This is a genomic window from Bacillus sp. MM09(2025) (assembly GCF_050496725.1).
In the GTDB taxonomy this organism is placed as follows: domain Bacteria; phylum Bacillota; class Bacilli; order Bacillales; family Bacillaceae; genus Bacillus; species Bacillus pumilus.
In genome coordinates, this window is the sequence record NZ_JBNWEN010000004.1 from 2,181,600 (window position 1) to 2,195,064 (window position 13,465).

Sequence of the window (13,465 nt, forward strand, 5' to 3'; positions counted from 1 at the left end):
GCTGAAATCTTCCTAGCGCAGAAAAGTGTCTTACCACCTTTGAGCTGTATTGGGGAAATCATAGTATCCAATATCGTCTACGCCACGTTACGGCACCAGAGCCATAGAGCGAATACGCGATATGGGAATTTGGGTGGAACCACGGATCACACATTCGTCCCTTTATGAGGGAGGGGTGTGTTTTTTTTGTTCACTCAACTATGATCATTGCTTTGAAAAGGACATGAGCCACTTTTATCGGTTACCAGAGAGGGAAGTCACGCTGAAATCTTCCTAACGCAGAAAAGTTGTCTTACCACCTTTGAGCTGTATTGGGGAAAATTGAAGTATCCAATACCGACTATGCCACGTTACGGCACCAGAGCCATAAAGCGAATATGCGTTATGGGAATTTGGGTGGAACCACGGATTACACATTCGTCCCTTTATGAGGGATGAGTGTGTTTTTTTATATCAAAAAATGAAAGGTGTGTCAGTCATGAGAGAAAAAATGGTGAAGATTCAATTTCCAGACGGAAAGATAAAGGAGTTCTCTGCAGGTACGACTGTCGCAGATGTTGCCTCCTATATTAGCCCAAGCTTAAGGAAGAAAGCAGTGGCAGGAAAGATCAATGAACAAATGGTCGATGTCAGTCATCAGCTGGATTGTGATGCTCGGCTGTCTATTGTCACACTCGATTCAAAAGAAGGGCTTGAAGTGCTGCGCCATACATCTGCACACGTATTAGCCCAAGCTGTGAAAAGGTTATACGACAATGTCACACTTGGAATCGGACCTGTTATCGAAAATGGATTTTACTATGATATGAAGCTCAATCAAACATTAAGTGTAGAGGATTTGGCTGCAATTGAAAAAGAGATGAAAAAGATCATAAACGAGAATCTTCTCATCCAAAGAAAGGAGGTCTCTTACAAAGAAGCTGAATTGTTGTTTGCACATGATCCATATAAGCTAGATATCTTAAAACGACTCCCCTCAGAAGTGGCCATCACAGTGTATCAGCAGGGTGAATTTATCGACTTATGCCGCGGTCCTCATTTACCTTCTACTGGGTTCGTAAAGTCATTTAAGCTAACACGTGTTGCAGGGGCTTATTGGCGGGGGGATAGTCATCAAGATGTATTGCAGCGAGTGTATGGTGTAGCGTTTCAACATCCAAAACAACTAGCTGAGTATCTTCATTTCATGGAAGAAGCAAACAAACGTGATCACCGAAAATTAGGGAAACAATTATCTCTGTTCATGTTTTCAGAAGAAGCGCCAGGTATGCCGTTTTACTTACCAAAAGGGCAGCTTGTGAGAAATGAATTAATGGCCTTTTCAAGAGAAGTTCGAAGCAAAGCGCAATATGAAGAAGTGAGCACACCGTTTATGATGAACCAAGGGCTATGGGAAAAGTCAGGTCACTGGGATCATTATCATGAAAATATGTATTTTTCAGAAGTAGATCATACAAGCTTTGCTTTAAAACCGATGAATTGTCCAGGGCATATGCTTATGTTTAAAAACAGCTTATATTCATACAGAGATCTTCCAATCAGGATGGCTGAATTTGGTCAGGTGCATCGTCATGAATTTAGCGGCGCATTAAATGGATTGTTCAGGGTCAGAACTTTTTGCCAAGATGATGCCCATATTTTTTTGAGAGAAGATCAAATTGAAGCTGAAATCAAACGGATTTTCCAATTAGTTGATCATGTGTATCGGACATTTGGGTTTGAGTACTCTGTGGAACTATCCACTCGTCCAGAAAAGGCGTTAGGGGATGATGCCATTTGGGATATTTCAGAATCAGCGCTAAAGAATGTGCTTAATCGGCTAAAGGTCGATTATCAGCTAAATGAAGGAGATGGGGCATTTTATGGACCGAAGATCGATTTTCATATAAAAGACGCCTTGCAGCGGAGCCACCAATGCGCCACAATTCAGCTGGATTTTCAAATGCCTGAGAAATTTGATTTAACATATATCAATGAAAAGAATGAAAAGGTACGGCCAGTTGTGATTCACAGTGCTATTTTCGGTTCTCTTGATCGTTTCCTTGGTATTCTCATCGAGCATTATGCAGGCGTCTTCCCATTATGGCTGGCACCAGTGCAAGTACAAATCATCCCTGTCTCAAAGGTTCACCTTGACCACTGCCTTGAGGTGCAGCAGCAATTAAGAAAGATTGGAATCAGAGTCACAATCGATGAACGGGATGAAAAACTCGGCTATAAAATGAGAGAAGCACAAATGCAAAAAATCCCTTATATCGCTGTCATTGGCGATACAGAAATGCAAGAAAAAACACTGAATATCAGACAGCATGGAGAAAAGACATCTAAACAGCTGTCTATTGATGACTTTAAACACATGGCGGCTCAACAAATAAAAGATAGAACAGCTGCTCAAGAATTGATGTACTAATTTCAAAAGAAGGATAAGACGTTCATTGAATGATGGGCGTCTTTCATTTGCGAAAAAAGCCGAATTGACAGTTGAAAGGGAAAATATTGAAACATTTTTTCGGTGGAATCGTAATAAAGATAGAGCGTTCAACAGAAACATTTAAACGGGGAGGAGTTTATGACATGGAACAAGCTACACTGAAAAAGATGAGGACGAAACAAATAGCTGTCTCTAATTTAATAATCGGTCTTCTGATTATCGCTTTTTTTATGGCGATTGAAATCTTTAAAATCCAACTCACACATTTCCTTTTTTGTTTAGGAATTTTAATGCTTCTCCAAGGCATTTTAGGTTTTATCAAAAAAGGAAGAACAAAGTCTTTCATACCTATTTTAGAGCAGGTAGCTATTTATGAAAAAGAGAAATTAGGGAAAGAGTGGGAGAAAGAAAAATGGTTAGATAATGTTTGGAAAGTCGTATTGAGTGGCATTATGTTTATTCAATCATTTATTCTCCAAAATGCGGAGAGTTCATTCAGTGACGTCGAGCCTCCATTGATCATTTTCTTGTTTTTGGTGGTTTTAGCTATTTTGAATATAAGCTTGCTTTTTCGCTTTAGAAAAATTGATCGATCGACTGAAGGAGAATTAACAGGTTATATAAAAGAGTCAAATATGATGGGAATTGCTTTAGGATTTTTTATGGCAATCATCATCTTCATCTTTATCGTCATTTTTCTTCTTCCATAAAACATAACCATTTTGAGGTGAAACAAATGAATGCAAACATTCAACAACTAATCGATCAGACAAAGGCGAAATTTGGCTTAGATCTTTATGATCTAAAAAGACACAGCTTTTATCGTTACGTCAACATGTTCAATGAAACGATTTATACATTGAATATGGAATGGTTCCCCTCTCATGAACCTGAGGATGACGATGTCAACCCAGACGGCACTGCTGTTATTGAAGTGAATTTGAATACAGGACAGATCGAATCGGTAATTTTTGTCATGGACAAAACCTATGCGCAGCATGGTGTCACGTTTAAGAGACCTTATCCAGCCCATGTTATTCAATGGATCGAACAAGAAACAGGGTTGATCTATGGAGAGCATTTTTATATGCATCAGAAGGAAAAAGGGGAACTTTCTTTCGAAGAAGCAATAGATGGTGTGAAAGTAACACCTTCAGGCAGAATCGAAGTGAAATGGGATGAACATGGACAGCTCATGTACTTTACACACCACGGTCCATTTTTAGCCAAAACATTACTGAAAGCTGAGAAATATGCGCTTTCCCTTGATAAGCTGGAGAATTTAGCCGAGCAGCAAGTGCAGCTGTTTCAATGGCCTTCCTTTGAGCACAACCGAATCCGATCTATTTATGCGTTAGAAGAAATTTATGTGAAAAACGATGGAACAGGCACGATTCCGTTTGAAATTGGACGTGAAGAAACGCATTGTATACATGTGAATAAGGTCATTGAATGGAATGAACCGTTAAACAATACCTTTGAAAAAAAAGAGATAGACATTCATGAGAATATTTCAGTTGAACAAGCTTTCTCATTGGAACCGTCACCAGATTCCTTCCCGATATCAAAAGAAGAGCAAGCCGAGTGTATCAAAGCAGTCCGAACCTTCTTGGCGCAAAAATATCCAAAGGATTCAGGGAAGTGGGTTCTGAAAACACTCCATCGTGATCATGGATACATCCATGCGGTATTAAAAAACGGACAAGAAGGCAGTGGGTTTATGGACAAGATCAAGGTCTTCATTGATGCCAGCTCGTTTGAAGCCGTTCATTACATAGACAAAAAAGAAATGTTTCAAGTGTGCGGGATACTCAGCCCCTCTCAAGCGGCAAGTGAAATTTCTGTAACTCAGAAAGAAGCCTTTGAAAAATTGAGAGAACGTCTTGAACTTACACCTATCTACGTCTATGACGAAGCGCAAAAACAATATGTTCTGTGCGGAAAGCTTGATTGCCATGATGGTGTTGATGCAGAGAGCGGCGAAGTGTTTTCTTTGAAAGAACAGTGAGGAGCTGTTCTTTTTTGTCTCAATGCACCAATTTTTTGAAGAAATTTGGAATTTTGTAGCAGGAAGTTGTCGTTTCATCACGAAAGAAACAGATAAGAATATGATCATAGGTCCATCGGTTGGAATATAGTAGACGTCATACATATGAAAACCTCATGACAGTAAAGTTGATCTACATTGCTTTTTGAAGAAAAATGAAATCATGTCTCTAGTAGTATACAACATTTGATGGACTGGCATCATAGGATGACTTTAAACATGTTTGTTTTAGGTAAGCTTGAAGCCATGATAGAAGAAAGTGAGGATATCTACCTTGAGTACATTGGAAGTGTTTCGTCAGTTTTTGGTTGACCATTATCCTGCGTTACAAGATGAACTTTGGCTAAAAGATGTTGATACCCTTCGAATCTCTCCTATTCTTCATCCTTTTCTGAAAAGCAAGCTGCCAGAGGGGATCGAAAAATTCACTTGTGTCCTATTCACGCAGCAGACCGATCAAACCGCTGCACCGCTCAAAGTATACCTTCTATTAGATGAATATGAGCAATCACTTTATGCCATTGATTTGATGAATGAACAAATCGTGCTTCATTAATACAGAAGCAAAAAGCTGCTTGAGAGCTCCTCAGCAGCTTTTTTTGATATACATTAGTCGATCATATCAACCAATCTTCGGTGCAAGTTGTCCAATTCTTTCTTTGTTGGAAAAGAGCTGATCAGCAGCGTAGACCGCCCGAATTGAACCGGAAGCTCAGTATCAGTCACAATCATATCAATCCCAAGTTGATCCATCGTAGTATCATTTAATGTATTCTCTGGACTTGTGAAAATGTGAATGAGAGGAGGCACGCTTAATTTAATTAAATCAGCAATAAACAAGCTATGATAATAGCCTAATGTTGAAATAACAAAAATGTTCAGCGCGTTTCTCCGTTCCATCTCCAAATGAACAAGTCCTCTCCATGAAGACGTAATGATACGAATCAATTCCCGTTCATTTTTCACAAAAGAACCGAGGATATCGTCTGTTTTTAACTCTTGGATGATATGAGTAATCCTCGAATAGAAGTAAGGAAACTGTTTTTTTACCTCTGATAAATAGCTCGATTTCTTTTTGAAAAGGAACCCATCTCTCACGGTAATTTCATTGGAATACACATAATATTGGAGAAGAATGAGTGTCATCACCTTGCGATTCGCTATTTCTTGATGAAAAATCGACTCCAACTGGTTGATAAATGAATGAATGGCATCATAGAGTCGTGGTGTATGTGACTGAAAGAACGTCAATTTTTCTTCGACAGTTTCAATTGATTTAAAGTGACCAATAGCTGGTTCGATCAATAGCAAAAAGACAAATTCATGATGATCCAGCGTCACATCAAATACGTCTTTGGTCATTCGGCAAATATGCTCTTCCCATGTTTTGATTTGATTATAGATCCCTTTGGCTGCAGAATTTTGTTTTTCCTCTTTCATTGAGTACGTATATTTACGGCTTATTGTGAAATTTTTCCTCATTCGGTGAATGGAAACGGCAAACCACAGGCAGTATTTATCTATCGCCACATCTGGCACATTGACTTCAAGCACCTGAAATAGCTCCTGTAATAAATCAACTGCGTCTTGCTTTTGAATATCATCGAATGGCCAAAGCCGGCTTCCATACACTTCAAACAAAAATTCAACAAAGAATTGACGAATCTCCTTCTCATTTCCATGGAACTGCATACTATCTGGGCGTAACTCAATGTCATAAGTGATAAGAATGGAATTGATTTTATGAATAGTGTTATACAATGTGGATCTACTGATATTAAGCGTGTCCATCCATTCATAGAAAGACCTGTTTTGTTCGAAAAAAATGCCGTCAATCAATCGAATTTCAATCGTATCTTTTAAAATTTCTTTGATATAGTAGTCGACTCGTATCGTCTGTGTATAACAAATGGATATGCCTTGTCTTGGCTTTATGTGGATTAACGGCTCTCCGTTCTCTGTTTGGAACGATTTCATTTGTTCTAAATCGCTTTGAATGGCACGAACCGAACCGATATGTTCATTCGATATCTCTTGAAGGCTCCACCACTTATTTTTGGATACAAGCAGTTTTAAAATGTTTATCCATCTCTTTGATTTATTATCAATGAGCTCCATCAAACAACTAACTCCTTTCCTTGGATTGCCTCTATGTTATGAAGTTCACTTAAAGAACATTTGATTCTCAAAATAGGCATGAAATGATTGTAATGTTTAGGCTAAATCGTTTTGTCTTCACTTTTCATGATAAAAGAGAAAAAAATTAGACGAAAACAAATGTTATACGTTGATTCTCCATATTTTTCTTTTAAAAGGTGATAAATGAGCCATGAATCCTATAAAAATGGATCATTTTAGATATTTTGTTTATTTTTTTGCTGTTGAAACGGTAAATGTAAGAATAAAACGCAGCAGCTTTTTGATTACCATATGAAAGGGAGTAGAAAGGAATGCGATCTACATGATGCTGAACTGTCTCACCATACATACCATATGATACATGCTTGTTTCATATGAACGAACCATATGTGAATACATGCTTATATATGCATGTACACATTATTTATTGTTCATTCCAGTATAAATAGAAAAATTCACATTTATTCTTTTCACGATCCCTCTCACTATTCCCCATTTCTATAGACCCCTATCCAGATACTATATCCACTACTCTTGATTCCCTTTCAAGTTCATGATTGATCAACTCATTTTATTCATAGGGTCTTAAGGAGCTATTTTAAAAAAATATTTGATTAGAAGCGGAGTGATTTATCAGATAGTATCCAAATTGTTTTTTTATTGTTGTTGAAAATTAATTTTAGAAAAGGGTGTATGTATTGAAAAAAATATTGTCATTGGCTCTCATCACCGTGTTAGTCATACAGTCAAGTATATTGGGAATATTGCCTTTAGCAGGAGCACAGGCCAAAGAAATTCAAGAAAATATTTTTGGGGATATTGAGTTTGCTGACAGCGAAGGAAACAAGTTATCAAACAAGGAAGATCAGCAAGTCAGAAAGGCCATTGTTCATTGGTCGATAAAAGGAATTGATCTAAAAAAGCAATTTCCGTATGTTCTCTCACTTCCTGCAGGCATACAGGTAGAAAAGGAGCAGAAGGAACTAATTACTGTGGGTGACATATCTGTTGGCGAGTATACCGTTTCAAAACAAAATGAAGTGACGGTCATATTGAAAGAGGATGTTGAGCTTGATCCAAATTTAGAAGGATCAATAGACATCGATGTCACTAGTATAGCTGAGCAAAAAGAGAAAACAAAGCAAAATGAGGGTGAAGAAAGCCTTCCAAAAGAGGACTCAACCTCATCTGAAAAAGAAGATAAGAATCAAGAAGCCGCTCAAACGAAACAAAGCGATGAAGAGGAATTACTAAAAAACAAAGTGAACGTATCTAAGCGTGTAGGGCTGCAAAGTGTTTCAAAACAATTGCAAATACAAGAAAATCTTCTCACTGATGCAAAATTAATTTTTGAAGATCAGGAAGGAAATTCAGTTGATAAGCCTGACATCAACTCGCTTATTTCCATTAACTATGAGTGGGCGATCCCAAATGGTCATAGCTATAATGGCGGGGATGAATTCCATTTCAAGGTTCCAGAGGAATTAGTGATTTACGAAAAAATCGATCGTCTTGAGATGAAATTTAATCAGGCAACCATTGGTTATTTTTCTGTAGATGAGAGCGGAAATGCCTCCATCGAATTCACGGATTTTATTAAACAATATTCAAATATCCATGGAACACTTCAAGTGTGGACGCAATTAGATCAAAAAACAGTCATTACTGAAGAAAAAGAAGTGGTCATTACCCCGATTGAAGGCAAAGATACGATATCGATCCCGATTCAATACATTCCAAATGGTCCAAACGTCTCGAAAAAGGGAGAACCAAATCGATCTTACAATGCTGAAACCATTCAATGGACAGTCGATTTTAATATGGACTTAGACGATGTGAAACAAGCGAAATTGTTAGATCCGATTCAAGAAGGTCAAGCGTTAAAGAAAGATTCAATCAAGCTTTATCGTGTTGATACAAAGCTAAATGGTGAAACATCACTTGGTCAGCTGCTTGACGAAAATCACTACACAATCGGCCAAACAGCAGATGGTCAAGATTTCACGATTGAATTTAAAGATGACGTGCATCTAGCCTACCGTTTAATGTATGAAACGGACATTACGAATCAAGATCAGTCTGCGTTTCGTAATAAAGCGTCCCTTGTCTCTGCTGATAAAGTGATTAGTTCAGCAGAAGGAACAGTGAATGTGACAAGAGGCAGTCCTTTAAATAAAAAAGCCGCCCACTACGACCCAGTCACACAAACAATTACGTGGGAAATTCGTTATAACTATAACGAAAAAAAGATTGCTGAAAAGGATGCTTTGTTAGAAGACTTCTTTAATGGCACACAGGCGCTGATTTCTGATTCATTTCAAGTCAAGGAAGTCACAATTGATCAGGATGGTAAAGAATCAGGAACAAAAGCGTTTGGAAATTATGTGGTTCAACCTCAAAAAAAGGATGAACAAAACGGGTTTACCTTGCAATTCAATCAAGATATTCAATCGGCTTATCTCATCACATATCAAACAAAAGCAACCGAGCGGATTTTCGAAGCTGAAGAGATTATCAATACTGTAACAGCTGGTAAAGAGAGCAAACAAGGAAAGCAAAGAATTGATCAGCAAATCCTGACGAAAAATCATGGAACACCGAATTACAAGAACAAGACCATTCCATGGCGTATCGTCTTCAACAAAGATCAACAAACCATGAACAACCTGATATTAAAAGATACGTTTACAAACGAAGGATTGACGCTGCAAAAAGATAGTTTAAAAGTGACGACAGGTAATACAGTGCTTGAGGAAGGCACAGATTATCAAATCGTTGAACATGCAAATGGTTTTGATATTCAATTTATGAAAGAAATCAAGACAGAACATACCGTCACATATACAACGTCTTTTGATTATGAAAAAAGAGCAGATAAAGATCAAAAGAACCTGCAAAATCATGTAAAGCTTGAATGGATAAATGAAGATGGCAAGGATTTGACGAAGGAAAATCAATCTGTCTTCACGCCTGACACATACACGCAGTCAAATGGGTTCAAGAACGGAACATATGATGCAAAGAAAAAAGAGATCACATGGAATATCGGTGTGAACTATAACTTGAAACATTTAGAAGAGGCGAAAATCGAGGATTTCATTCAAGGAAATCAGCGTTTGCTTAAAGATTCAATCATCGTCTACTCGCTTGATTTACAAGGCGGGGAAAATGGGGCGGAAGAAAAAGAGGTATTAGCGAAAGAACATTATGACATCAAATTCCTTGAAAATGAAAAGGGAGAATCAGGATTCGAAGTCATTTTCAAACATGCCATTGATTCCCCATACAAAATCACGTATCAAACAAGTGTTGAAGGAATGGATTTAGTACAGAAAACCTATGAAAATAAAGCGACCCTTTATGATGGAAAGACGAAAGAATCAGATGTGAATGCTGTGGTGTCCATTCCAAATGGAGGGAAATACACGAGCAAATCAGGAAATCAGCAAGGAAAAGTCATTGATTGGAAACTGAATATCAACTTTGGCCAATCAACAGTCCAAGATGCGACGATTATAGACCATCCGAGCAGTAACCAAGCCATAATAGAAAACTCATTTCATCTGTATTCGACGACAATAGATGAAAAGGGGCAAGTGACCAAAAAGGAAGAGCTGGAAAAAGGGAAGGATTATGAGCTAGACCTTGAATTCGATCCAGATTCTTTTCAAATCAAATTTAAAGAAGAAATCACGAGACCATATATTTTAGAATACCAATCTCTCATTTTAGATAAGGTGGGAAGTACACTACAAAATGAAGTAACGTTTAGAGGTGAAAATGTAAAAGAAATTAAAAAGGAATCCGAAGCCTCAATTGTGGTCAAACGTACCGCTGGCATGGGAGATGGCACAGGAGCGATTGGCGCTTTAACCATTAAAAAGGTAGATGCGAGTAGTGGGAAAGCGCTAAAAGGAGCAAGCTTTTCTCTGACAGATGCGGCGAGCGGTATCGTCATTGGAACAAAGACAACAGATGAAGAAGGAGCTCTTCGATTTGATCGTCTTCTGTATGGTGACTATATTGTGACAGAAGAGAAAGCACCTGATGGTTATATTAAGACGAAAGAATCAATCAATGTCACGATTGATCAGCCTTACGAATCAGGAGATCAAGCGAAAACAGGAAATAGCATGACGGTGCAGAACCAAGAAATCCGCCAGCATGTCAAGCTCACGAAAAAAGACAAAGAGTCAGGTGCTGCATTAGTGAATGCAGAATTTGAACTAAAAAATGAATCTGGAGTTACCGTCCAAACCCATTTGAAAACGGACGAAAAAGGAGAAATTCTTTTCAAACATCTTGACCCAGGTTCCTATTATTTTGTGGAGACAAACGCACCGAAAGGCTATCAATTAAATCAGCAAAAATGGCCGTTCACCATTAAAGAAAATCAAACAGAAACAACGATTGTCACTGCAGTAAATGACATCATCAAAGGCTCTGCTGAATTGAGCAAAATAGGTGAAGGTGGAGAGAGACTAGAAGGTGCACAGTTCAAGCTCTTAGATCAAGATGGGCATGAGCTAAATGGTTCGCTCGTCACAGGAGAAAATGGCAAAATCACGATAAACGAACTAAGACCGGGTACGTATCAGCTCATTGAAACAAAAGCACCAGATGGTTATGTATTAGATGAAACACCAATCACATTTGAAGTACCACTCGATCCAACAGAACCAGTCATCATTTCACAAAAGAACCTATATGAAACAAGTGCATTAGAAGTGATAAAAGAAGGGGAAGATGGCAAGAAGCTTCAAGGTGTTCGATTTGAAATCACGGATCAAAATGACGAAGTTGTACGTAAAGATTTGACAACAGATGAAGATGGGAAGCTTTTGGTCAATAACCTCAAACCGGGCAAATATCAGCTTGTAGAGACAGAGAGTATTGATGGTTATCAAAAGAAAAATAAACCTTATCCGTTTACCATCGAAATCGCCCAAAAAACACCGGCAGAGATCAAAGTGATCAATGATCTCAAAACTGGAGCTGTCCAGCTCACGAAGCTTGGTGAAAAGAATGAAGCGCTCGAAGGAGCAGAATTCAAGCTTGTAGATGCAAATGGAAAAGAGATAAAAACAGGTCTTGTCACAGATCAGAACGGGAAGATCATCGTCAACGATCTTAAACCAGGAACCTATCAGTTTGTTGAAACGAAGGCTCCATTCGGTCATGAGCTTGATGAAACCCCTGTCACTTTTGCTATCCCATTTAACCCTGAGAAGCTAGTCAGTGTGACAAAAGAAAATAGCCGCACTACAGGCGGAGTGCTGTTACACAAAAAAGGAGAAGATGGAAAATCATTAGAAGGGGTTGTCTTTGATCTATCTGATGCCAAAGGAAAAATAGTGGCAGGAGGAGAAGGAATCACAACCAATCAGGATGGAAAGATTACCTTCACAGGTCTAAAACCAGGAACCTATCAATTTGTTGAAAGAAAGAGTCTTGAAGGTTATGAATTGAGTACGACACCACTTGTCTTTGAAGTTGAACTAGGTCAAAAAGAATTGATTCAAGTGGAGGCCATCAATCAGCTCAAGAAAGGTTCTGTAGAACTAACAAAAATAGGGGAAGAAAAAGAAAGATTGAAAGGCGCAGAATTTACACTTTTCAATGAAGATGGTAAAGAATTGATGTCAGGTTTAACAACCAACGAAAAAGGCATCATCACTGTCAACGATTTGAAACCAGGCGCTTACCAATTGGTTGAAACGAAGGCTCCTTTTGGACATCAACTTGATGCAGAACCAGTAGACTTTAAGATTGATTTCAATCCAAATCAACTGGTGAAAGTGACAAAAGAAAATATTCGGACGACAAGTGCTGTGAAGCTTGAGAAAAAAGGGGAGGATGGTCAGTTGCTCGCTGGCGTGACCTTTGACCTGATTGATGCACACGGTCAGCGTGTGAAGAAAGACTTAAAGACAGACAAAAACGGTCAACTGACAGTCGATCAACTGAAGCCAGGAACCTACCAATTTGTCGAAACAGCAAGCATTGCCGGCTATGAATTGGATCAGACACCTGTCTCATTTACGATTCGATTAGGTCAAGACAAACCAGCAAAAGTAGAAATGATCAACAAACTGACGCCGGGAGCAGTGGAACTGACCAAAGTGGATGATGAGGGACATACGCTCGAACATGCAGAGTTTGCTCTTCTGAGTAAAGAAGGGAAAACGTTGAAGAATTCACTTGCAACCGACCAAAAAGGAAAGCTTCATATCAACGATCTAAAACCGGGAGAATATCAATTCGTTGAAACGAAAGCACCTCATGGCTATCAATTGGATCATAAGCCGATCCTGTTTACAATTGAAAAAAATCAGCAGAAGCCACTTCAATTAACAGCAAAGAATCACTTGATCTTAGGAAGTCTGCGTATCATAAAGGTAGATTCGCAGACAGATAGAACCTTAAAAGGTGCAGCCTTTGACATTCGTACAAAAGCTGGAAAAACGATAAAATCTGTGACAACAGGAAAAGACGGAGAAGCCATTGTCAAAGGGCTTAAACCTGGTGAATATACACTCACAGAGACGAAAGCTCCAAATGGTTATGTAGCTTTAAAAAAACCACTCGCTTTTACAATTCAAATGGGCGAAGTGGAGATCAAGACAATGATTGTGAAAAATGCTCCAATGAAGAATGAAGAGGACCACACGAATCCTCCAGCCTCAGATAAAGGGGATCAACATCCGCCCCATGACTCAAACGGTGAGTTGCCAAAGACTGGAGAAGAATGGCTGCGTTATATGATGTATGCAGGGATTTTACTAGTAGTATCTGGAGCTGTTCTCCTTGTTCTTAGAAGAAGAACCATTCAGTAAAAGGAAGGAACG

General features: G+C 38.6%; 6 protein-coding genes and 2 other annotated features (1 of these 8 running past the window's edge). Of the genes, 5 read left to right on the forward strand and 1 reads right to left on the reverse strand.

All coding sequences use genetic code 11. The features are described from left to right. Nucleotides 1–165: a binding site (T-box leader), on the forward strand; it begins 58 nt to the left of the window's first position. Nucleotides 166–203: 38 nt separating this feature from the next. Next, nucleotides 204–428 (forward strand) — a binding site (T-box leader). 50 nt (nt 429–478) lie between these two features. From thrS to ACQYAC_RS17185, 4 genes are all read left to right on the forward strand, one after another. Then, nucleotides 479–2,410, forward strand: a complete 1,932-nt coding sequence (gene thrS, locus ACQYAC_RS17170) for a threonine--tRNA ligase (RefSeq protein WP_429943763.1) — start codon at nt 479–481, stop codon at nt 2,408–2,410. A 164-nt stretch (nt 2,411–2,574) separates the two neighbouring features. After that, the gene (locus ACQYAC_RS17175; protein WP_429943967.1) at nt 2,575–3,141 is read left to right on the forward strand and encodes a hypothetical protein; all 567 of its coding nucleotides are present in this window, start codon (nt 2,575–2,577) and stop codon (nt 3,139–3,141) included. 26 nt (nt 3,142–3,167) lie between these two features. Further along, a complete protein-coding gene (locus ACQYAC_RS17180) occupies nt 3,168–4,439 on the forward strand; it encodes a hypothetical protein (RefSeq protein WP_429943764.1) in 1,272 nt (423 codons plus the stop codon). Nucleotides 4,440–4,752: 313 nt separating this feature from the next. Next, a complete protein-coding gene (locus ACQYAC_RS17185; RefSeq protein ID WP_003217864.1) occupies nt 4,753–5,034 on the forward strand; it encodes a hypothetical protein in 282 nt (93 codons plus the stop codon). A gap of 53 nt (nt 5,035–5,087) precedes the next feature. Here ACQYAC_RS17185 and ACQYAC_RS17190 read toward each other — a convergent pair whose 3' ends face one another. Further along, nucleotides 5,088–6,596 carry a helix-turn-helix domain-containing protein gene (locus ACQYAC_RS17190; protein WP_426973512.1) on the reverse strand — a complete coding sequence of 503 codons (1,509 nt, stop codon included), beginning with the start codon at nt 6,594–6,596 and terminating at the stop codon, nt 5,088–5,090. 710 nt (nt 6,597–7,306) lie between these two features. Between ACQYAC_RS17190 and ACQYAC_RS17195 the strand changes: the two genes are divergently transcribed. Next, nucleotides 7,307–13,453, forward strand: coding sequence for a SpaA isopeptide-forming pilin-related protein (locus ACQYAC_RS17195; protein ID WP_429943765.1), 6,147 nt, complete (start codon nt 7,307–7,309; stop codon nt 13,451–13,453). Nucleotides 13,454–13,465: the final 12 nt, after the last annotated feature.